At 70.6% G+C, this 21,496-nt stretch carries 16 protein-coding genes; 12 read left to right on the forward strand and 4 right to left on the reverse strand.

The genetic code is table 11. From position 1 onward, the window contains the following. Positions 1 to 31 precede the first annotated feature (31 nt). From GTY47_RS03200 to GTY47_RS03210, 3 genes are all read right to left on the reverse strand, one after another. Positions 32 to 748 (reverse strand): cellulase B precursor, encoded by a 717-nt coding sequence (locus GTY47_RS03200; protein ID WP_029181075.1) that lies wholly within the window; start codon positions 746 to 748, stop codon positions 32 to 34. A 136-nt stretch (positions 749 to 884) separates the two neighbouring features. After that, complete coding sequence (locus GTY47_RS03205) at positions 885 to 3,254, reverse strand: sialidase family protein (RefSeq protein WP_010038467.1); 2,370 nt, start codon at positions 3,252 to 3,254, stop codon at positions 885 to 887. Next, the gene (locus tag GTY47_RS03210; RefSeq protein ID WP_158688402.1) at positions 3,251 to 3,568 is read right to left on the reverse strand and encodes a hypothetical protein; all 318 of its coding nucleotides are present in this window, start codon (positions 3,566 to 3,568) and stop codon (positions 3,251 to 3,253) included. The genes GTY47_RS03205 and GTY47_RS03210 overlap by 4 nt, the downstream gene beginning before the upstream one ends. 396 nt (positions 3,569 to 3,964) lie before the next feature. On the opposite strand from GTY47_RS03210, the gene GTY47_RS03215 reads away from it, so the two are divergent. After that, complete coding sequence (locus tag GTY47_RS03215; protein WP_010038471.1) at positions 3,965 to 6,910, forward strand: glycoside hydrolase family 3 C-terminal domain-containing protein; 2,946 nt, start codon at positions 3,965 to 3,967, stop codon at positions 6,908 to 6,910. A gap of 152 nt (positions 6,911 to 7,062) precedes the next feature. After that, on the forward strand, positions 7,063 to 8,412 hold the full coding sequence (locus tag GTY47_RS03220) for a condensation domain-containing protein (RefSeq protein WP_010038474.1): 1,350 nt from the start codon (positions 7,063 to 7,065) through the stop codon (positions 8,410 to 8,412). 408 nt (positions 8,413 to 8,820) lie between these two features. On the opposite strand, the gene GTY47_RS03225 is transcribed toward GTY47_RS03220, so the two are convergent. Further along, on the reverse strand, positions 8,821 to 11,052 hold the full coding sequence (locus GTY47_RS03225; protein ID WP_010038475.1) for an alpha-L-fucosidase: 2,232 nt from the start codon (positions 11,050 to 11,052) through the stop codon (positions 8,821 to 8,823). Between the two features lie 462 nt (positions 11,053 to 11,514). On the opposite strand from GTY47_RS03225, the gene GTY47_RS03230 reads away from it, so the two are divergent. The 10 genes from GTY47_RS03230 (at position 11,515) to GTY47_RS03275 (ending at position 21,466) form a co-directional block, all read left to right on the forward strand. Beyond that, positions 11,515 to 12,579: a sugar ABC transporter substrate-binding protein gene (locus tag GTY47_RS03230; RefSeq protein ID WP_010038487.1), complete on the forward strand. Its 1,065-nt coding sequence runs from the start codon at positions 11,515 to 11,517 to the stop codon at positions 12,577 to 12,579. A gap of 63 nt (positions 12,580 to 12,642) precedes the next feature. After that, positions 12,643 to 14,205, forward strand: a complete 1,563-nt coding sequence (locus GTY47_RS03235) for a sugar ABC transporter ATP-binding protein (protein WP_010038490.1) — start codon at positions 12,643 to 12,645, stop codon at positions 14,203 to 14,205. A gap of 4 nt (positions 14,206 to 14,209) precedes the next feature. After that, positions 14,210 to 15,256, forward strand: coding sequence for an ABC transporter permease (locus GTY47_RS03240; protein WP_029181076.1), 1,047 nt, complete (start codon positions 14,210 to 14,212; stop codon positions 15,254 to 15,256). Positions 15,257 to 15,350: 94 nt separating this feature from the next. Beyond that, positions 15,351 to 16,685, forward strand: a complete 1,335-nt coding sequence (locus tag GTY47_RS03245; RefSeq protein ID WP_010038497.1) for an L-fuconate dehydratase — start codon at positions 15,351 to 15,353, stop codon at positions 16,683 to 16,685. Beyond that, positions 16,678 to 17,577 carry an amidohydrolase family protein gene (locus tag GTY47_RS03250; RefSeq protein WP_010038499.1) on the forward strand — a complete coding sequence of 300 codons (900 nt, stop codon included), beginning with the start codon at positions 16,678 to 16,680 and terminating at the stop codon, positions 17,575 to 17,577. The genes GTY47_RS03245 and GTY47_RS03250 overlap by 8 nt, the downstream gene beginning before the upstream one ends. After that, complete coding sequence (locus GTY47_RS03255; RefSeq protein WP_010038502.1) at positions 17,568 to 18,005, forward strand: RbsD/FucU domain-containing protein; 438 nt, start codon at positions 17,568 to 17,570, stop codon at positions 18,003 to 18,005. Before GTY47_RS03250 ends, GTY47_RS03255 begins: the two co-directional genes overlap by 10 nt. Next, positions 18,002 to 19,045, forward strand: a complete 1,044-nt coding sequence (locus GTY47_RS03260; RefSeq protein ID WP_010038503.1) for an alcohol dehydrogenase catalytic domain-containing protein — start codon at positions 18,002 to 18,004, stop codon at positions 19,043 to 19,045. Before GTY47_RS03255 ends, GTY47_RS03260 begins: the two co-directional genes overlap by 4 nt. Then, on the forward strand, positions 19,042 to 19,803 hold the full coding sequence (locus tag GTY47_RS03265; protein ID WP_010038504.1) for an SDR family oxidoreductase: 762 nt from the start codon (positions 19,042 to 19,044) through the stop codon (positions 19,801 to 19,803). Before GTY47_RS03260 ends, GTY47_RS03265 begins: the two co-directional genes overlap by 4 nt. After that, entirely contained in the window at positions 19,800 to 20,432 is a 633-nt protein-coding gene (eda, locus tag GTY47_RS03270; protein ID WP_010038505.1) for a bifunctional 4-hydroxy-2-oxoglutarate aldolase/2-dehydro-3-deoxy-phosphogluconate aldolase, read from the forward strand. Before GTY47_RS03265 ends, eda begins: the two co-directional genes overlap by 4 nt. Then, positions 20,429 to 21,466, forward strand: coding sequence for a sugar kinase (locus tag GTY47_RS03275; RefSeq protein WP_010038506.1), 1,038 nt, complete (start codon positions 20,429 to 20,431; stop codon positions 21,464 to 21,466). Before eda ends, GTY47_RS03275 begins: the two co-directional genes overlap by 4 nt. Positions 21,467 to 21,496: the final 30 nt, after the last annotated feature.

Here is a 21,496-nt window from a genome sequence, read left to right on the forward strand (position 1 = left end):
CGGCGCGGTGATGCGCAAGGGCAGAGTTGCGTCAGAAGCCCACGGCGCCCCAGGAGTGAGCCGTGTAGTCACCCGGCCCGAATTCCCAGCCGGCCATGACGCTGTTGAGGTAGTGGTCGTTGGTGTAGAGGCCCTTGTTCAGGCCGTAGTCGAAGAACGGTGTGAGGCTGCCGGACCACCAGCCGGACCTGCTCCTGTCGAGGAAGCTGAGGGTGTGGTCGCCGTTCGGCCAGCTGTAATCGTAGATATCCCAGCTGCGGCCGCCCAGGCTGACGTTGGTCACGGTCGGGATCGCGTTGCCGTTCCCGTCGTAGCGGTCCGCCAGCGGCTGGGTGTTGGACCAGTTGAGCCAGATCATCAGCTCGGTCTTGGAGTTGCGGTTGTTCGGCTCGGGGTAGGGGTCGATGAAGATGTCGTACGTGGCGTTGTAGCGCGAGCCGGACTTCGGCCACGCCGACTGGCTGAACCATGTGTTGTTGTTGGGGCTGACGGCGCCGATCTTCTTGGGGAGCGTGGTCACCGGGGACGACCAGCCCCAGTCCTTGCCGTTGACCATGGCGACGAAGCCGGTGCCGGTCGGGGAGTTCACACCCCAGGAGTTGTCGTTGGCGTACCACGTCGAGGCGTTGCCGCCGGTCGAGTAGTGCTTGAACCAGTACGTCTGTGACGCTGCCACCGCCGAGTTCGGCAGGGTGAAGACGAGAGCCAGCGCCGCGAGCAGCGCGGCCCAGCCGATACGGAATCTCATCAGCCCTCCGGAATGTGTGCTGAGTGGGGGGATCACACAGGAGAGGAGAAGCCGGTCGTCCTGCCCCGGCGGCAGGGCCACGTCGGTCTCCCCTTCGGAACGGCGGGTGCGGAGCGGGGCGGCCGGCAGCCGATCCTCACTTGGGGTCGCCGTAAATGACTCCGCGTCCGTTCGTCCCGAAGTAGATGCGACCGTAGATCCGGGGGTCTCCGGTCAGGGTGTTGCCGGTCCAGGCGTACTGGTGCCGATCGTCGTTGATGCGGATCCAGGTCCGGCCCGCGTCGTCGGACCGGAAGATGCCGCGCACGCCGTGGATCTTGGAGCTGGTGTAGACGGCGGGGTACGTGGCACCGGATGCGGCCTTGCCGAATCCGACGACGTCGCCCTGGTCCACCGCTTCGAACCTGGTGAACGACGTTCCGGAGTCGGTCGACCGCCACAGCCCGTACGGTGTGGGGGTGGTGGGCTTGGTGGTGCCGCCGGCCAGCCAGATGTCGCCCTCGTGGCCCGGGACCGGCTTGAACCGGACGTTCCCCGCGGTGGGCAGACCGGTCGCCGCCGTGGCCGTGAAGCTCTTGCCGCCGTCCGTGCTGAGGTAGAAGACGCCGGAGGCACAGGCGTAGAACTTCTCCGGGTTCACCCGGTCGGAGCGCACCGGGGCCCCGGCCGGCAGCCCCTTCGACGCCGTCCAGGTCGCTCCGTGGTCGTCGGACCAGCTGACCGGCGCTCCGGCCGGGGACCAGACGATCCGCCTGCCGTCGGCGCTGATCGCGACGGCCTGGTCCTCGACTCCGGGCCCGGTGACGCCGGACGGCTCACTGCCCGACGGCGTCCAGGTGGCGCCGCTGTCGGTGGAGACGGCGAAGTGCTGGGTCCAGCCGCTGGTCGGGTGGCCGACCCGCACGAGGGTGTGGGGCGCCAGCTCCGCGTAGTCCAGGGCAGGGGTGCCGCCGAAGGTCGGGCTGTCGTACATCTTCGGCGCCTTGCGGAAATCCGTGTGCCGGAAGCCGCCGACGTCGCCGACGCCGGAGAAGAGGTGTGCCGCGCCGACGGGTGGGCTGATCACACACATGACGGCGGTTTCCTCCAGCCCCTGGGCCCGTACGGACAGGTGCACCGTGCCGCCGCTGTCCCAGTCGGTCAGGTTGTCGGCGCCGTAGATCGTCGCGCCGGTGCCGTACATGAAGTGGGCGGAGTCGAAGGGGTCGATCTGGACGGACTCCATCATCCAGCCCAACTTGGGGGTCATTTCGGGCAGCGCCGGCGAGGCGTTCCAGGTCAGCCAGGGGGCGGCGGAGATGTCGATGTCATAGCGCAGGGTGCGCTCGGAGTTCGGGCCCGAGTCCCACGCGCGGGTCCAGCTCGCGCCGCCGTCGGTGGAGCGGAAGAGGATGCAGTCCGGGTACCACTTGACCTGGGTGGACACCATCAGGGTGTCCGGGTTCTGCCGGTCGATGGTCAGGCCGCTGTAACCGTACTGGTTGTCGTCGCTGGTGGACGGGACCGGGCTGATGCGGGTCCAGGTGTCGGTGGCGGTGTCCAGCTTCCACACGTCGCCCTTGGAGCCGTCGTACGGGCCGGCGGTGTCGCTGGTCGCCAGGTACAGGTAGCCGCCGACGTGGTCGAAGACCGCGTGGTGCGGGATGAAGCCGGTGGGCTGCCCGGGGACGCGTTCCCAGGTCGCTCCCGCGTCGGTCGACCGGTACAGGATGTTCTCCTTGTCGGCGACGGTGACGTAGAGGGTCCGGGTGGCCCTGCCCGCGCGCCCGGTGCGCTTGTCGAAGACGACTTGCAGCACGCCCAGGTTGTCGCCGTTGTAGCCGTCGGGATCGGTGGGATCGATGACGAAGTTGCCCGGGTTGGGGAAACTGGTCACCTTCGCGAAGGTCTTGCCGTGGTCGGTGCTGCGCCACAGCCCGTGGCCCCCGCGCACGCCCAGGTAGAGGATCCTGTTGCGGTTGGGGTCGATCACCAGCCGCTCGCCGATGCCCCGGCCGGGCATGTTGCCGCCCAGCCGGAACGGCAGGGGAGTGGTCTTCCAGGTGCGGCCGCGGTCGGTCGAGCGCAGGATCGCCGCCATGCTCGGGTCCCACTCGGGCATGGTGTACGTGCCCGCCGCCAGATAGACGCGGTCGGGGTCGACCTCGTCGGTGGCGATGCTGATGATGCCGGTGTGTCCGTACTCGTCCCAGCCGATCCAGTCGGTGAGGGGGATCCACCGTCTGGACTTCGTGTCGAGGCGGTATGCGCCGCCGATGTCCGTGCGCGCGTACACCAGTCCGGGCTCGCTCTGGTTGAAGACGATGCCGGTGACGAAGCCGCCGCCGACTATCTCGGCGTTGCGGAAGGTGTAGGGCGTGTGTCGGACCTTCCCGGCCGCGCGGGCGGATGCGGCGGAACCGGCGGATGCGGCTGAGGCAGTGGAGGGGGCGAGCAGGGGGAGTGCGGCCGTGGCCGCCCCGGCGGCCAGCAGGCCTCGGCGGGAGAGGTGCGGGGCATGGGTCATGACGGGTCCTTGCCTTTCGGGTGCGGGTCCGTACGGGGCCTGCGCACAAGCAGCGGTCCGGCCGGCCGGCTCCAGAAGGCGATTCCGCAGGCCTCGTCCGGCGCGACGAGGGTGCCGTGCCGGTGAGTCGGCCCGAGTCGGGGGACCGCCGAGGCCGGAGTGCGTCTGCCGGAGTTCGCAGGAGCTACTGCTGGTGCCTGGGACACGGCCTGGTAGTTCTCGTTGCCGACGGAGGGCAGCGGTGAGAGGGAGGCGGCGCCCGCCACGCCGGCGGCTGTGCGCAGGACGGCTCGGCGGTTCGTCTCACGGCTCATGTCGTTGCGGCCCTTCGCTCGCGTCGATCCGACCGGCGGGCGGGCAGACGCCGCGTCGTCCGGCATCCCGAGTCGACGCGCTTCGACGTTTCGGTGAGACTAAGGCCGTGTTTCCGGGGGCGACAACGGGCTGCCTAGGTCACTTTTCGGTAACAGGCATGGTTGGGGGTGAGGGTATGTCCCGCCGTCCATGCGGCTTCACCCCCAGTGAGCTGGCCTTAGAGGTGAAATCTCAAAGAGGAACGTCAATGCCGGAAGAACGGTTCGCGACGGCTGGGCGACCTGTGATTGACATACGACTCGACGCCATGCCACCGTCGAAGCGCTTCGACACCTTCCGCCTTCACCCCGCCTCCCACGCCCTCTCCTTCGGACCTCCTGCAAGGGACTTCTCAGGTGAGTACCGCCGCCACATTCCCCGAGCCGCCCACCACCGACCTGCCGTTCCGTGACCCCGCGCTCCCCCTCGCCCGGCGAATCGACGACCTGATCTCCCGGCTGACGGTCGACGAGCGCATCGAACTGCTCTACCAGTACTCACCAGGAGTCCCGCGTCTCGGACTGGCCCCCTTCAAGACCGGTACCGAAGGGCTCCACGGTGTGTCCTGGCTGGGGCCGGCCACCGTGTTCCCGCAGGCGGTGGGCCTGGGAGCGACCTGGGACGAGGAACTGCTGCACGAGGTCGCCACGGCTGTCGGCACCGAGGCCCGCGCCTTCCACCAGCGCCCCGCCGCCGACGGCCACCGGCCCGGCCTCCAGGTCTGGGCCCCCGTGGTGAACCTGCTGCGCGATCCCCGCTGGGGCCGCAACGAGGAGGGGTACGCGGAGGATCCGCTGCTCACCGGCCGGCTCTCCGTCAGCTACTGCCGCGGGCTGGCGGGGGACCACCCGGTCTATCTGCGCACGGCACCGCTCCTGAAGCACTTCCTCGCCTACAACAACGAGGACGAGCGCGACATCACCTCCTCCGTGGTGCCGCCGAGGGTGCTGCACGAATACGACCTCGCCGCCTTCCGCCCGGCGATCGCGTCCGGCGCCGCCACCGGCGTCATGCCGGCCTACAACCTCATCAACGGCCGCCCCTGCCATGTCAGTCCACTGCTTGAGACCGAGGTACGGCGCTGGGCCGAGCCCACCGGTCACGAGCTGTTCGTCTGCAGCGACGCCGGAGCGGTGACCAACCTCGCCGAATCGGAGCACTACTTCGACGACCACCCCACCTCCCACGCGGCGGCGGTACGCGCAGGCGTCGACAGCATCACCGAACTGGACGAGGACGGCAGCATCACCCTCGGCCGGCTCCGCGCGGCGGTCGACCGCGGCCTGCTCACCGAGGACGACATCGACCGCGCCGCACGACGCCACCTGTCGATCCGCTTCCGCCTCGGTGAGTTCGATCCGGACCTCGACCCCTACGCCGGCATCCGCGACGACGCCGTGGACAGCCCCGCACACCGGGCGCTCGCGCTGCGCGCCGCCACGGAGTCGGTGGTGCTGCTCAAGAACGACGGCGCACTGCCGCTGTCACCGGCCCCCGGCCGGCGTGTCGCGCTCGTCGGTCCGTTGGCGGACACCCTCTTCGAGGACTGGTACAGCGGCACCATGCCGTACCGGATCACCATCGCCGCCGGTCTGGAGACGGCCCTCAAGGAGCGCGGCGCCGAAGCGGTCCGCGCGGAGGGAGTCGACCGGATCACCCTGCGCGCCGCCTCGACCGGAGGCCTCCTGCGCGTGCCGGCGCTCGACCCCGGCGGGCCCATGGTGGCCGGTGCTCCCTCGGACGAGCAGGAGGCGGGCGACAACGCCTGCCACGACCTGTTCGACTGGGGTGAAGGCGTGCTGACCCTCCGCAACGCGCGCACGGAACGCTACGTCACCCTCAGGGACGGCGACCTCACTCTCGCCGCCGACCAGACGCAGCCGAACGGCTGGTTCGTCCACGAGACCTTCCGGCTGGAAGCCCAGCCGGACGGCACGGAAGTGCTGCGCAACATCAGCAACGGCCGCTACGCCGCCGTGGACACCGCCACCGGCCGCGTCACCCTCTCCGCCGAAGCCCCCGAGCAGGCGGAACGCTGGACCCGAACGGTCGTCAGGGACGGCATCGCCGAAGCCGTCGCGGCCGCCGCCTCGGCGGACGTCGCCGTGATCGTCCTCGGCAACGACCCGCACATCAACGGCCGCGAGACCGAGGACCGCGCGGGCACCTCGCTGCCGTCCGCGCAGGAAGCCCTGCTGCGCGCCGTCGCCACCGAGCGCCCCGAGTCCGTACTGGTCGTGATGAGCAGCTACCCGTACGCCGTCGACTGGGCGGACGAGCACCTGCCCGCCGTGGTGTGGACGTCCCACGGCGGGCAGGAGACGGGCCGGGCACTCGCCGCGATCCTGCTCGGCGAGGCCGAACCCTCCGGACGGCTCCCGCAGACCTGGTACCGCGGCGACGACCCGTTGCCCGGCCGTCTCGACTACGACATCATCAGCGCCGGCTGGACCTACCAGTACCACGACACCGCCCCGCTGTACCCCTTCGGGCACGGCCTGTCCTACACCACCTTCGCCTACTCCGACCTGCGGCTGTCCGCCCCGGAAGCGGCGCACGACGACACCCTGACCGTGAGCGTCGAGCTCACCAACACCGGGACGCGCACGGGGACCGAGACCGTGCAGCTCTACACCCGCGCGCTCGCCGCCCGCCACCGCGCGCCCAGGCGCAGACTGACGGACTTCCGCAAGGTCTCCCTCGCCCCCGGTGAAAGGCGTCGGCTGGAGTTCGAGCTGCCCGTCGCGGCGGCCCTGGCCCACTGGTCCGTCTCGGCCGGCGCCTTCGCCGTGGACCCGGGACCGTACGAGATCCTGATCGGGCACTCGGCCGAAGTCATCGCCCTGACAGCGCCCCTCACCGTGACGGGGCCCGCCCTCCCCGTCCGCACTCTCCTCGGCGGACGACTGGAGGCCGTCGACTTCGACGAGTACGAAGGCGGCACGCTCGTCGACGCCACCCGGGAGAAGGGGGAGGCGGTCACCCCGACGACCGGTGACATCCCCTGCGCCCTGCGCTACGGCTCGGTCGACCTGGGCAGCCAGGCAGACGGGCCGCGGGTCATCACGGCCGAGGTGTCGTGCGCGACGGAGGAGGACGCGACCGTCGAGATCTACGCCGACGGCCCTCCCGGTGCCGGCACCCTGCTCGCCGCCCTCCGTGTCACCGCCGGCACCGACGGCCGGTACGACTGGCGCACGGTCAGCGCGCGGATGCCGGCGGAGGTGACCGGGGTGCACGATCTGCACGTCGTTCTGCGCGGCGGTGTCCACCTGGCCGCCATCGCCGGCGGGACGTGGTGAGGAGCGGCGGGGGGCGGTAACGAGCGGTGGGACGCGGCAAGAAGACGCTTCGCCGCCGCGTTCCACACGTTCCCGGCCATTGACGCACGCGGCTCACGCGGATCTATCCTCTGCCTGAACGTCGTCCGTACCGGAGGAGGGCCGGGGCGGCTATGCGACAGATCGCACGCCATGACGTCGTCTTCGTCGCCGGCACCGCCGGAGAGCATGCACTGACCTGGTCGCAGAAGACCCATGAGCGCGAAGGCTGCCACCCCCATCTCCACGGACCCCGCAACAGGAACGTACGGATGGGGCGGCCACTGGGCGGCGGGCCCGACATGCCCGCGGTGCTGCATGCCTTCGCCGCGGTCATGGCTCACTTCGAGGCGCTGCGCACCCTGTATCCACGTGCCGCGGACGGGACCCCGCGCGCGGTCGTCGTGGCTTCCGGGGTGCTCCAGGTCGACGAGTACGCCTCCGACGCCCCGCCGACCCAGGACGAGCTGAGCGCCTTCACGCTCCGACTTGCCGAGCCCGGATTCGCCCCGGACGACCTGCCGTTGCGGGCCGCCGTCATCACCGTGGACGGCAGACCCGTCCACATCGCGCTGTCCTTGCACCACTTCTCGGCGGACACGACGGGCGCCCGGATCGCGGCCGAACACATAGCCCGACTGGCCGCCGATCCGGGCGCCGACCTCGGCTCGGGGTGGCACCCGCGGCAGATCGCAGGTTTCGAAGCCAGTCCCTCGGGGCTGCGGCACGCCCACCGTGTCGACACCCGTGACCGCGCCATGCTCCGTCGGTCCACCATGCCCGAACTCCAGGCTCCCCCGGGCCACAAGGCCGCCGTCTACAACTTCGTATGCCTCGACTCGGCGGCGGTCGCCCTCGCGGCAGCCGGTCTGGCGAAGCAGTACCGGACATCCGCGGCCGCCGTCCTGCAAGCCGCTTATGCGTGCACGCTCGCCGAGCACCTCGGCGTCGGCCACTGCGTGTTCAACACCGTGATGCCCAACCGGCAGACCACCTTCGCCCGGGAGGCGGTGGCCCACATCGCCGGCAGGGCCCTCGTCCCGGTCGACACGTCCCTGGGCAGCGACCGGTTCCCGGCGCTGTGCCGGGCCGTCGACGCGGCACTCGTCAGATCCTCCGCCGTCAGCCTGCGGGAGCCCGACCGCTACGCCAGATCCCTGGACGAGGTCTCCGCCGAACTGGGCCGCTCCGCACACAACCCGTACGTGGTCAACATCCGCCCCATAGCGCCCCGCACGCTGATCCGGGCTCGCGCGGAGAGGGCACCGCAGGACCTCGGCCGAGCCATGGCATCCAGCCGGTACCGACGGTTCCCCAAACCCGTCGACGCGTACTCCGGAAACCTCTCCTTCGATGTGTGGGGCATGTCCGAGACGGCCGGAATCAGTCTCGGGACGGACGCGACGTCGTTCGACGCGACGGATCTCGAACAGATCCTGCGGTCCTTCGAGAGCCGGCTGGTCGGAGCCGCGATCGGCGGTTGATGGAGGTGCAGGTCAGGACCGAGACTCGCGGCACGCGGACCTGCGATCGCCGGGCATCGTGTGCCCGCACGATCCCGTACACGCCGGCTGGACACCGCCCAGCCGGCTCGGCGAGACACGCCGTGCCGCGTACCCGCGGAGCACCGACGCGGGCCTGGTGATCGCGCGCGCCACCTGAGCGCGTACGGCGGGCCGGGGATCCGCCTGGCGATGGCGACCGGGGACCTCGTCGACCGCCAGGACGTGAGCGTGTTCCCCGTCGCCCGGAGCGTGGGCCGCGGCGGCGGGCTGTCGCTGCGGCCCCGGCTGACGCGTGATCACGACGTGGTGCTGCGACCGCGGGTGGGCGGGCCGGTGCTGCGGAGGCGTAGGAGATCACGCCGCCGCAGCGCTCGCATGTCCCGAGGATCAGACGGCCGTGAAGCTCCACAGCAGGTTGGTGCTGCTGCCGTACGTCCACTGCTTGGTCACGGAGCCCGAGGAGACGTCGCCACCGCCGTCGAGGACCAGGCCGGTGGTGCGGTTGGCGATCGAAAAGCGGTCACCGCCCCGGTGGACGATCTTCCACTGCTGGTTGGTGCCGCCGTTCCAGGGGGCCTGTCGGGCCGGCGAGCCGTTGTCGGTGGCGCCCCAGCTGTCGGCGACCATGCCGTTCGTGCGGTTGACCAGCCGGTAGTAGCCTCCTCCGACCGCCTCGGCCCGCCATTGCAGGTTGGAACTGCCGTCCCAGGTCCACTGCTTGAGGTTCGCCCCGGAGGCCACGTCGCCGCCGCTGTCCAGGGCGAGGCCGTTGGTGGCGTTGGTGATCCGGAAGTGCGTCGCCGAGTTGAACTGGACCCTCAGCGAGGTGATCTGGTCGTTGTTGCCGGTGACCCGCAGGTCGGGGTTCTCGGTGGTGAACGTCCAGGAGGTGCCCGTGAAGTTGTCTCCGGAGTAGCCGATCACCTGGTAACCGGGGGCCGGCCGGAGAGAGGAGAGCGTGCCGGCGCCCAGTCCGGACGCGGACAGGTCGGCCGCGGTGTAGTCGCCGACGCTGAACACGCCGGCCCTGCCGGTGTAGTTGACGTCCGTGAAGGCGACGGCGCCGGCGAGCGGCCGCAGGCCGGGGATCGTGCCGGAGAAGGAGAGCTTCAGCACGTAGGCGCCCGCACCGTACGGCGCCGAGGAGGGCAGGGTGACCGTGAGGCCCGAGGAGGTCTGGGTGGGCGCGGGCAGGTCGATGTAGGTGCCGGCGGTGGAGCCGAGGAGCTTCACCGAGGTCAGGGACGAGAGGTTGATCCGGTCCGAGCTGAGGGTCTTGATCGTCAGCGAGCTGCCGGGCCAGCCCAGGACGGTGGCGTACAGGACGTTGTTGGCCTTGTTGCGGGTGAAGCGGATGTCCTGCGGCGTGCCGGCGTGCGGAGTGGTGAACGAGCCGCCGCCCATCTTCGTCGGGCCCTCGCCGTACGCCGTCCAGGCACGGGTCGCGTACACCGACTCGCCGAAGCGCTTCAGGTGGTCTCCGATACCGAGCAGGATGTCCTTCTGCGCCTGGGGGATGGTGCCGTCGGCCATCGGCGCGATGTTCAGCAGCACGTTGCCGTTCTTGCTGACCCGGTCGATGAACGAGTGCAGCATCTGCTGGATGCTGTAGTAGCCGATGCCCTGGGTGTAGCACCAGCTGCTGCTGGAGATGCTGTCGTCGGTCAGCCAGTACGGGGTGGTGAGGTCGGCCGGGCCACCGCGCTCGTAGTCGAAGACCTCGCCCTTGCCGTTCATGCCGTCCTTGTACGTGGCGACGACCTCACGGCCCCAGCTGTTCGCCTGGTTGTAGTAGTACGCCAGGAAGTTGAGGCGCTGTTGCTCGTCGACGGCGTCGAGGTTGAAGTCCTGCCACAGGATGTCGGGCTGGGCGCGGTCGATGACCTCCTTCAGCTTGTCGAACCACAGCTGGTTCTCCGCGGCCGGGCCCAGCTGTCCGTACAGCTTCTTGAGGCTGGGGTCGGTCTGAGCGGGAGCGGACTCGTAGAAGCCGGTGAAGTTGTACGCGTGGTGCATGGCCACCAGGAGCTTGAGGCCCTTGGCGCGGATGGCCGTGGAGAACAGCTTCAGCAGGTCCAGTCCGGGGCCCTTCTTCACCGAGTTCCACTCGTTGACCTGGCTGTCCCACATGGAGAAGCCGTCATGGTGTTCGGCGACCGGGCCGGCGAACCTGGCGCCGGCGTCGACGAACAGCTGCACCCACTCGTCCGGGTCGAACTTCCCGCCGGCCGACTTCAGTTTCGGCGCGAACTTCACGAAGTTGCCCGCCAGGTCCTGGGCGCCGTTGATGAAGTTGTGGTACGGCCACGCCGACGGCTGGCCGTAGGTCGCGATGTGGTGCTGGTTGGCGGCGTCACCGGCCCGGTACATGTTGCGCGGGTACCACTCGTTGCCGAAGGCCGGGACGCTGAAGACGCCCCAGTGGAAGTAGATCCCGAACTTCGCGTCCTGGAACCACTCCGGGGCCGGCGGGTGCTGGTCGACCGAGTTCCAGTCGGGCGTGTACGTGCTGGGCGCCGCCTGGGCGGTGCCGGCACCGAACACACCTCCGGCAACGGCCGCCGCGGCCACGCTGGTGGCACTGGCCAGGAAGTGGCGTCTGTTGATCGAACTCGACATGGAGACATCCCTCGGCAGAAGAGGACAGGGGGGAGGCAGGGGGACAGGAGGGGGCGTGGCTGCTGTGCATAGGGCGCCGCTTGTTACGCATGAACGTTCGCCATGTCTCCCTGGGATGTCAACGGGCGTGCAGGGATGAAAAGCGCTGCTCCCTGAGGCAGTTTGCGCCATTTATGCCATTTTAGTGCGATTTGATGCTGTCCAAACATGGCATGTCTGCCAGGGTCTCGTGGTCGACTGGAGCCATCCATCGGCGAGAATTGATGGGATGGATCTTTCCCGCAAAGTGAAATCCCCTTCCTCTGGTGGGTAGGGAGCTGCGCTTTTGGTACAGCTCAGGCGAGAGGGCTGGACAGCGGGCCAAGGTGCACCTATAAACATCCCATCTCTTCCGCACGGCGATCCACAGATGTCGTCGAGGCGAAACATCTCCCGCTACGGGACCGGCGCGAGGAAGCACCGATGAGACCCAGAACCGCCCTCAGTTCAGCCGTCTCCGCCCTGTCCGCACTGGCGTTGCTCAGTGCGTGCGGCAGCGGCACCACCACCGCTGCGTCGTCGAGCGACAAGCCGCTGGTCGGCGTCGACTACCCCCGCTCCGACACCGATTTCTGGAACTCCTACATCAAGTACACGCCCCAGTACGCCAAGGAGCTGGGGCTGGACCTGAAGACCACCAACTCGCAGAACGACGTCGCCAAGCTGACCGCCAACGCGCAGACGTTCATCAGCCAGGGGGTCAAGGGCATCGCGATGGCCCCACAGGACACCGCCGCCATCGCGCCCACCCTTGCGCAGCTGGAGGCGAAGAAGATCCCCGTCGTCACGGTCGACACCCGCCCCGACACCGGCAAGGTGTTCATGGTCGTGCGCGCCGACAACCGCGCATACGGCGAGAAGGCCTGTCAGTACCTCGGCACCAAGCTCGGCGGCAAGGGCAAGGTGGTGATGCTGCAGGGCGGCCTGGACTCCATCAACGGCCGCGACCGCACCGAGGCGTTCAACGAGTGCATGAAGAAGCACTACCCGGACATCAAGGTGTTCGGCGAGGCCACCAACTGGGACGGCGCCGTCGCCGCCCAGAAGCTGCAGACCGACCTGACTGCCCACCCGGACATCAAGGGCATCTACATGCAGTCCAGCTTCGCCCTGTCCGGCACGCTCCAAGTCCTCCAGCAGAGGGGCCTGCTGGTGGACCCGAAGGACAAGAAGCACGTCTTCGTCGTGTCCAACGACGGCATTCCCGAGGAGCTCAAGTCCATCGCCCAGGGCAAGATCGACGCCACGGTCTCCCAGCCGGCCGACCTCTACGCCAAGTACGCCCTGTACTACCTCAAGGCCGCGATCGACGGAAAGACCTTCAAGCCCGGCAAGACCGACCACGACAGCACCATCATCCAGGTTCGCGACGGCCTGCTCGAGGACCAGCTCTCGGCCCCGCTCGTCACCGCGGACGGCGGCACCTACGGCGGCGTGCCCAGCGTCAAGAGCGACGACAAGTCACTGTGGGGCAACAACCTCGGCTGATTCCTCTGATCCCTCTGATTTCTCATCGGTGACGCAACGGCGTACGAGAACAAGGCGGTTGAGATGAGTGACGGGGAGCGAACGGTCACCCCCGTGCCCGCCCCGGCGGGCGACGGACGGGCCCCCTCGGACCCGCCCGTCGTCGAGGCGACGGGCATAGTCAAACGATTCGGTCCGACGGTGGCCCTGAACGGCGCCCGGATCACCATCAGGCCCGGCGAGACCCACGCGCTCGTGGGCCGCAACGGAGCCGGCAAGTCGACCCTGGTGTCGGTCCTCACCGGACTCCAGGTCCCCGACGAGGGGACGGTGACCTTCGGCGGCGAGCCGGCCCCCAGGCCCAGCGACCGCGACGCGTGGCGGCAACGGGTGGCCTGCGTCTACCAGAAGTCGACGATCATCCCCACCCTGACCGTCGCCGAGAACCTCTTCCTGAACCGGCACGACCACGGACGGGGCCGCCTCATCAGCTGGCAGGCCACCCGTGGCCGCGCACAGGACCTGCTGTCGACCTGGTCGGTCGACGTCGACCCGCAGACCCCGGCCGGTGACCTGAGCGTCGAGCAGCGGCAGTTCGTCGAGATCGCCCGCGCGCTGTCCTTCGGGGCGCGGTTCATCATCCTCGACGAGCCGACCGCCCAACTCGACGGGGCGGCCATCAACCGCCTCTTCGACCGCATCCGAGACCTGCAACGCCAGGGCGTGACCTTCCTGTTCATCAGCCACCACCTCCAGGAGATCTACGAGATCTGCGACATGGTGACGGTCTACCGCGACGCCCGGCACATCGTGACCGCTCCGGTCGCGGAAATGCCCCACGCCGACCTCGTCGCCGCCATGACCGGCGAGGCGGCGGCCGACCGGCGCGAGGACCGGGCGAGCACCCTCGACCCCGGCGCCACAGCCGCACTGAACGTCCGCGCCCTGCGGGGCGAGGGGTACGACGACGTCAGCTTCCATATCGGGGCCGGCGAGATCGTCGGCCTCGCGGGCGCCGCCGGCAGCGGGCGTACCGAGGTCGCCGAGACCGTCGTAGGGCTGCGGGCGGCAGCGGCGGGAGAGGTGGAAATCGCCGGGAGGCGGCCCCGGCCGGGCAGCGTGCCCGCCGCGCTCGCCGCGGGCGCCGGGTTCGTCCCCCAGGACCGGCACCACCAGGGCTTGGTTCCCGGCATGTCGATCGCGGACAACACCACCCTGTCCGTTCCGCGCAGGCTCGGCCCCAACGGGTTCCTCAGCCACGGCCGCCGGGACCGGCTCGCCGAGGGCATGATCGAGAACCTCGCGATCAAGACCCCGGGCCCCGAACTGCCCGTCTCCGCCCTCTCCGGCGGCAACCAGCAGAAAGTCGTCATGGCCCGTGCCCTCGCCGACGACCCCCGGCTGCTGGTCCTGATCAACCCCACCGCGGGCGTGGACGTGCGCTCCAAGGAGTTCCTCCTCGGCAAGGTCGAGGAGACCGCGGAAACCGGCACCGGAGTGCTCATCGCCTCCGACGAACTCGACGACCTGCGCATGTGCGACCGGGTCCTGGTGATGTTCCAGGGCCGTGTGACCTCGGAGATCGCCCGCGGCTGGCACGACCACGACCTCGTGGCCGCGATGGAAGGAGTGGACCTGCATGCCTGAAGTGATGCCTGAAACCGTCCTCGCGGACACCGCCGCCGCCAAGGCCCCGGGGCCTCGGCAGCCGAAGCGGACCGCACTGCTCGGCGGCCGGATACCCCTGGCCCGGCTGCGCGACCTCGCGCTCGTCCCGGCCATCGTGGTCATCGCCATCGTCGGACAGATCGTCAACCCGGTCTTCCTGAAGGCCGACAACCTCATCAACGTCCTGCAGACCATGTCCGAGATCGCCCTGCTGGTCCTCGCCCAGACCATGGTCCTGATCGTCAAGAAGATGGACCTGTCGCTGGAGTCCACCATGGGCCTCGCGCCCGGCGTCGCGGCCTGGCTGGTGGTGCCGACCGGCGCGGGCCACGGACTCGGACTGCTCCCCGGCGCGTGGGCCATCCCCGTCACCCTCGCCGTGGGCGCGCTCGTCGGCGTGATCAACGCCCTGCTCATCATCCGCTTCGGCCTCAACGGCTTCATCGTCACCCTGGGCATGCTGATCGTGCTGCGCGGCGTCCTCACCGGCATCTCCGGCGGCCAGACCTTCTTCCAGCTGCCGGAGTCGATGCTCTACCTCGGCACCGCCCAATGGTTCGGGATGCCGGCGTCCATCTGGATCTGCCTGCTGCTGTTCGCCGTCGCGATCGTGCTGCTCGGCTGGACCAGCTTCGGCCGCTCGCTGTACGCCATCGGCGGCAACGTCGACGCCGCGAAGGCGGCCGGTATCCGCACCGACCGGGTGCTGTGGATCGTCATCGTCACCGGCAGCGTGCTCGCCGCCCTCGCCGGACTGATGCTCTCCGGACGCCTCGCCTCCGTCGCCTCGGCGCAGGGCAACGGCTACATCTTCACCGTCTTCGCCGCCGCCGTCATCGGCGGGATCAGCCTCAACGGCGGCAAGGGCACCATGTTCGGGGCCTTCAGCGGCATCCTCCTGCTGTTCATGATCCAGAACGTGCTCACGCTCGGCGGCGTCCCCGCCCAGTGGATCGGCGCCCTCAACGGCCTGATCATCCTGGTCGCGCTGACCATCTCGCGCATCACGGGCGGCAAGGTCCAGGACTGATCCGGGCAGCCGTCGCGGCCGCCCGATGTCCTCCGCCGCCCCCATCTCGTCGCAAGGGGCCGTATCACCCCTGCACCTCACAGGAGTTGCCGCCATGTCATCCGCCCTGTCCGCTTCCCCGGCCCCTGCCCGCATCACCGGCCTCGACGTGCTGGACGTGCGTTTCCCGACGTCCGAGCACCTGGACGGGTCGGACGCGATGAACCCCGAACCCGACTACTCCGCCGCCTACGTCGTCCTGCGCACCGACGCCGGCGACGGCCTGGAGGGCCACGCCCTGGCCTTCACCACCGGCCGCGGCAACGACGTCCAGGCCGCTGCCATCGCCGCCCTCGCCCCGCACGTGGTGGGCCTCCCGGTCGAACAGGTCTGCGGTGACCTCGGAGCGTTCTCCCGCTCCCTCGTCCACGACCCCCAACTGCGCTGGCTGGGCCCGGAGAAGGGCGCCATGCACATGGCCACCGGCGCTGTCGTGAACGCCGCCTGGGACCTGGCCGCCAAGCGCGCGGGCAAGCCCGTGTGGCGCTTCCTCGGCGAGATGTCGCCCGAGGACCTGGTCGCCCAGGTCGACTTCCGCTGGCTGTCCGACGCCCTCACCCCCGAGGAGGCCCTGGAGATCCTGCGCCGCGCCGAGCCCGGCCGCGAACAGCGCATCGGCCACCTGCTCGACCAGGGCTACCCCGCCTACACCACCACCCCCGGCTGGCTCGGCTACTCCGACGAGAAGCTGGCCCGACTGGCCCGCGAGGCCGTCGCCGACGGCTTCACCCAGATCAAGCTGAAGGTCGGCGCGTCCCTGGAGGACGACGTACGACGCATGCGCACCGCCCGCGAGACCGTCGGCGACGGCATCCGCATCGCGGTGGACGCCAACCAGAGATGGGACGTCCAGCCCGCGATCGACTGGATGAGCGCGCTGGCCCCCTACCAGCCGTACTGGATCGAGGAGCCCACCTCACCCGACGACATCCTCGGCCACGCCGCCGTCCGCAAGGCCGTCAGCCCCATCAAGGTCGCGACCGGCGAGCACATCGCCAACCGGGTCGTCTTCAAGCAACTCCTCCAGGCCGGCGCGGTGGACATCGTGCAGATCGACTCCGCGCGGGTCGGCGGCGTGGGCGAGAACATCGCGATCCTGCTGCTCGCCGCGAAGTTCGGCGTCCCCGTCTGCCCCCACGCGGGCGGAGTCGGCCTGTGCGAGATGGTGCAGCACCTGTCGATGTTCGACTACGTCGCGGTCTCCGGCACGACCGAGGACCGCGTCATCGAGTACGTCGACCACCTGCACGAGCACTTCGTCGACCCGGTGCGCATCGTCGACGGCCACTACCTGGCGCCGACGCTGCCGGGGCTGAGCGCGCAGATGCACGCCGAGTCCCTGAAGGAGTACGTCTACCCCGACGGCCCCGTCTGGACCGCTCGTGTCTGACGCCCAGGCCCTCGTCGACGCCCACCACCACGTGTGGGACCTGGACGTCCGGCCGCAGCCCTGGCTGGACGAGCCCGGGCACGAGCCGATCCGCCGCAGCTTCGGCTCGCACGCCCTGCGATCGGCCGCGACCCGGCCGATCGCCGGACGGCGACTGACGAGCACGGTGGTCGTCCAGTGCATCGCCTCCGTGCCCGAGACCCGCGACCTGCTCACGCTGGCCGACAGCGACCCGCTGATCGGTGCCGTCGTCGGCTGGGTGGACCTGACGTCCCCCGCGGTCGGTGACGTACTCGACGACCTGCGGACCGGGCCCGCGGGCCGGTACCTGCGGGCCGTACGGCACGTCGTCCAGGGCGAGCCCGATCCGCAGTGGCTGCAACGGGCGGACGTCGAGCGGGGGTTGCGAGCGGTCGGGGAGCGCGGGCTCGGATACGACGTGCTGGTCCGCAGCCACCAGCTCCCGCAGGCGATCCGCCTCGCGGAACGGCTGCCGGAGCTGCCCCTCGTCCTGGACCACGCGGGCAAGCCCCCCATCGCGCGGCGGGACCTGACCGACTGGGCACAGCAGCTGCGGACCCTGGCCTGGCATCCCCAGGTGCATTGCAAGGTGTCGGGTCTGGTCACCGAGGCCGACCTCGAACAGTGGACCGTCGACGACATCCGCCCGGTATGGGACGTCCTCCTCTCCGCCTTCGGCCCCGACCGGCTGATGTTCGGCTCCGACTGGCCGGTCTGCGTCCTCGCCGGCGGCTGGAACCGCTGGGCCGCCACCGTCGAGGAACTCCTGGACGGCTGCTCCGGCACCGAGATCCATGCGGTGCTCGCCGGTACCGCGACGACCTTCTACCACCTGACCCCTGACCCGAAGGAGGGGACGCCGTGCTGCTGACGGAACTGCTGCACCCCGGGATCCTCGAGTCCCTGGCCGGAGCCGGCCACGGCGCCCGTGTCCTGCTGGCCGACGGCCACTATCCCGCGAGCACCGCCACCGGCGAGCGCGCCCGGACCGTCCATCTCAACCTGGCCCCCGGCCTGCTGGACGTCACGACCGTGCTCGACGTCCTGCTGCGCGCCGTGCCCGTCGAGTCGGCCCACGTGATGGTGCCGCCCGAGGGCGAGCCGGAGCCGCCCGCCATCGCCGAGTACCGCTCGATGCTGGCGCCCGTCCCGGTCGACACGCTCGGCCGTTTCGAGTTCTACGAGGCCGCACGCTCGCCCGACCTGGCCCTGGCGATCGTCACCGCCGACACCCGTACCTACGCCAACCTGCTGCTGACCATCGGCGTCCGCGCTGAAGGGACCCTGACGACACGATGACACTCGCCGTCCGTTACACCTCCGCCCGCACCCTGGACACGGCTCCCGCCGCGCCCTCCTCTCCCGGTCCCGGCGAGGTGGAGCTGGCCCCCGCCTACGTCGGCATCTGCGGCACCGATCTGCACATCTTCCACGGCGACATGGACGCCCGGGTCCAGGCGCCCGCAGTTCTGGGCCACGAGATGTCCGGCCGCGTCGTACGCGTCGGCCCGGGCGTCGAGGGCTGGCAGCCGGGCGACGCGGTGACCGTGATGCCGCTGCGCTGGGACGACACCTGCCCGGCCTGCCGCGCGGGCCATCAACACATCTGCCAGCACCTCGACTTCATCGGCATCGACTCCCCGGGCGCGATGCAGCAGCGCTGGACGGTGCCCGCCTCCACCCTGATACGGCTGCCCGCCTCCCTTCCCCTCGACCGGGCCGCGCTGGTCGAGCCGACCGCGGTCGCCGTGCACGACGTGGGCCGGGCCGAGGTTGCCGAGGACGAGAAGGTCGTCGTGGTCGGCGGCGGCCCCGTCGGCATCCTCATCGCACTGGTCGCGCGGGCTGCCGGCGCCGATGTCCGGGTGGTGGAACCGAGCGCCCACCGCCGACTGCTGGCCGAGGAGTTGGGACTGACGGCGTGGAACCCGGCCGACGACGACGTGCCGGAGCTGGTGCGGCGGTGGACCGGGGACGCGGGGGCGGACGTCGCCTTCGAGGTGTCCGGCGCGGCCGCCGGCGTGGACACGGCGGTGGACGTCCTCGGTGTGCGCGGTCGCCTCTGCCTCGTCGCCATTCACCCCCGGCCCCGCGAGGTCAACCTGCACCGCTTCTTCTGGCGCGAACTCACCCTCGTCGGCGCCCGGTTGTACGACCACGGCGACTTCGAGCGCGCGGTGGCCCTGGTCGCCGACGGCACCATCCCGGCCGAGCGGCTGATCAGCAAGGTCGTAGCACTCACACAGGCCCCGGCCGCGTTCGAGGCCCTGGAGGGCGGCGGCGACGTGATGAAGATCCTCGTGGACTGCACCGACGACGCCCAGGGAGCCGCCGTATGACCGCCTTCGACCTCACCGGGAAGCTCGCCGTCGTCACCGGCGCCCGGCGCGGCATCGGGCGGGCCATGGCCCGCGCGCTCGCCGAGGCCGGCGCGGACGTCATCGGCGTCAGCGCCTCGCTGGAGGAGTCCGGCAGCGCCGTGGAGAAGGACGTTCGCGCCGCGGGCCGTACGTTCGAGGCGATCCGGGCCGACTTCGCCGATCCCGAGGCGGTACGGGCCCTGGGCGCGGACCTCGCCGGACGCGAGCGCCCGGTGGACATCCTGGTCAACAACGCGGGCACCATCCGCCGCGCTCCGGCCGCCGAACACGCCGACTCCGACTGGGAGTTGGTGCTCCAGGTCAACCTCAACGCGCAGTTCGCGCTGACCCGGGCGGTCGGCGCGTCGATGGTGGCCCGTGGCCAGGGAAAGATCATCTTCACGGCGTCGCTGCTCAGCTTCCAGGGCGGCATCACGGTCCCCGGCTACACCGCAGCCAAGCACGGCATCGCCGGCCTCACCAAGGCGCTGGCCAACGAATGGGCCCCACGGGGGGTGAACGTCAACGCCCTCGCGCCGGGCTACATCGCCACCGACAACACACAGGCGCTGCAGGACGACCCGGTGCGCAGCAAGGCGATCCTGGACCGCATTCCGGCCGGACGCTGGGGCGACGCAGACGACCTGGCGGGCGCCACGGTGTTCCTCGCCTCGGACGCCGCCGCCTACGTGCACGGCGTCGTCCTGCCCGTCGACGGCGGATGGCTCGGCCGATGACCGGCGCCGACCTGGCGACCGTCCTGGCCGGGGCCCGGCTCCTGCCCGTGCTGACCGTTCGGTACCCGGGGACCGCCGGACCGCTGGCCGACGCGCTCGCGGCGGGTGGCGCCCGGTGTGCCGAAGTCACCTTCCGCACTCCGGGCGCCGAGCGGGTGCTCAAGGAGATGGCCGCCCATGGGGGCCTGACCGTCGGTGCCGGCACGGTCCTCACCCCCGAGCAGGCCGAGCGTGCGGTGGCGGCCGGGGCCCGCTTCGTGGTCTCGCCCGGCTTCGACGAGGAGGTCGTCGCGAAGTGCTCCGAGCTGGGGGTGCCCGTGGTGCCCGGCATCGCCACCGCCACCGAGCTGATGCGCGCCCTGCGGACCGGCCTCGACACCGTCAAGCTCTTCCCGGCCGAGCCGCTCGGCGGCATCCCGATGCTGCGCGCCCTCGCGGCGCCCTTCCCCCGGGCACGGTTCGTGCCGACGGGCGGCATCGACGCTCCGCGCCTGCCCGCCTACCTCGCCCACCCGGCGGTCCTCGCCGTCGGCGGCAGCTGGATGGCCACCGCCGACCACCTTCGGCGGGGCGCCTACGAGGAGATCCGCCGGCTGACCGCCGAGGCGGTGGAGAGGAGCGTGACGTGATCGACGTCGTGGCCCTCGGCGAGGTGATGCTGCGCTTCGACCCGGGCGAGGGACGCATCCGCACCGCCCGCTCCTTCCAGGTCTGGGAGGGCGGCGGCGAGTACAACGTCGTACGCGGCCTGCGCCGCTGCTTCGGCCTGCGCACAGCCGTCGTCACCGCCCTCGCCGACAACGCGGTGGGCCGGCTGGTCGAGGATCTGATCCTCCAGGGCGGCGTCGACACCTCGCTGATCCGCTGGGTGCCCGACGACGGCATCGGCCGTACCGCTCGCAACGGCCTGAACTTCGTCGAACGCGGCTACGGCATCCGCGGCGCGCTGGGCGTCAGCGACCGCGCGCACACCGCCGTGTCCCAGCTGTGCAAAGGGGACGTCGACTGGGACACCGTGTTCTCGGCCGGGGTGCGCTGGTTCCACACCGGCGGCGTCTTCGCCGGCCTGTCCGACACCACGGTGGACGTCGCGGACGAGGCCATGGCGGCGGCCCGCCGGCACGGCGTCACCGTGTCCTACGACCCCAACTACCGCCCCAGCCTGTGGGCCGGCCGGGGCGGCGCCGACGCCGCCCGCGAGGTGGACCTGCGCCTCGCCCGGCATGCCGACGTCGTGGTGGGCGCCCTGGGCCTGGCCGGGAGGTACCCGGGCGACGTGCGGGTCAGTGCCGACGAGGTGCCCGACGCGCTGGCCTCCGTCGCCGTCCTCCTGCCCGACGCGAAGGTAGTGGCGACGACCCTGCGCGAGGTCCCCTCGGCCGGCGTCAACGACTGGTCCTCGGCCGCCTGGTCCGCCGAAACCGGCTTCATCACCGGCCCGCGCATGCCCGGCCTGCACGTCCTGGACCGCGTCGGCTCCGGCGACGCCTTCGCTGCCGGCCTGATCCACGGACTGCTCGGCGGCACCGGCCTGGAGCGCGCCCTGGCCTACGGCACCGCCCACGGCGCGCTCACCATGACCACGCCCGGAGACGTCTCCATGGCCTCGCTCGCGGAGGTCGAGGCCCTCGTCGCGGGCGGGTCGGCCCACGTCAGACGCTGACCTGCGCCCCGTCGCCCGTATCCCAGGAGC

It is taken from the genome of Streptomyces sp. SID5464, assembly GCF_009862985.1.
GTDB classification, from domain to species: domain Bacteria; phylum Actinomycetota; class Actinomycetes; order Streptomycetales; family Streptomycetaceae; genus Streptomyces; species Streptomyces chartreusis_D.

Excerpts from the sequence above, each read along its gene's own strand:
- eda (WP_010038505.1), top strand. The coding sequence starts at position 19,800 with ATGACCGGCGCCGACCTGGCGACCGTCCTGGCCGGGGCCCGGCTCCTG.
- GTY47_RS03210 (WP_158688402.1), bottom strand. The coding sequence starts at position 3,568 with ATGAGCCGTGAGACGAACCGCCGAGCCGTCCTGCGCACAGCCGCCGGC.
- GTY47_RS03265 (WP_010038504.1), top strand. The coding sequence starts at position 19,042 with ATGACCGCCTTCGACCTCACCGGGAAGCTCGCCGTCGTCACCGGCGCC.
- GTY47_RS03200 (WP_029181075.1), bottom strand. The coding sequence starts at position 748 with ATGAGATTCCGTATCGGCTGGGCCGCGCTGCTCGCGGCGCTGGCTCTC.
- GTY47_RS03220 (WP_010038474.1), top strand. The coding sequence starts at position 7,063 with ATGCGACAGATCGCACGCCATGACGTCGTCTTCGTCGCCGGCACCGCC.
- GTY47_RS03225 (WP_010038475.1), bottom strand. The coding sequence starts at position 11,052 with ATGTCGAGTTCGATCAACAGACGCCACTTCCTGGCCAGTGCCACCAGC.
- GTY47_RS03205 (WP_010038467.1), bottom strand. The coding sequence starts at position 3,254 with ATGACCCATGCCCCGCACCTCTCCCGCCGAGGCCTGCTGGCCGCCGGG.
- GTY47_RS03260 (WP_010038503.1), top strand. The coding sequence starts at position 18,002 with ATGACACTCGCCGTCCGTTACACCTCCGCCCGCACCCTGGACACGGCT.
- GTY47_RS03245 (WP_010038497.1), top strand. The coding sequence starts at position 15,351 with ATGTCATCCGCCCTGTCCGCTTCCCCGGCCCCTGCCCGCATCACCGGC.
- GTY47_RS03235 (WP_010038490.1), top strand. The coding sequence starts at position 12,643 with ATGAGTGACGGGGAGCGAACGGTCACCCCCGTGCCCGCCCCGGCGGGC.
- GTY47_RS03240 (WP_029181076.1), top strand. The coding sequence starts at position 14,210 with ATGCCTGAAACCGTCCTCGCGGACACCGCCGCCGCCAAGGCCCCGGGG.
- GTY47_RS03230 (WP_010038487.1), top strand. The coding sequence starts at position 11,515 with ATGAGACCCAGAACCGCCCTCAGTTCAGCCGTCTCCGCCCTGTCCGCA.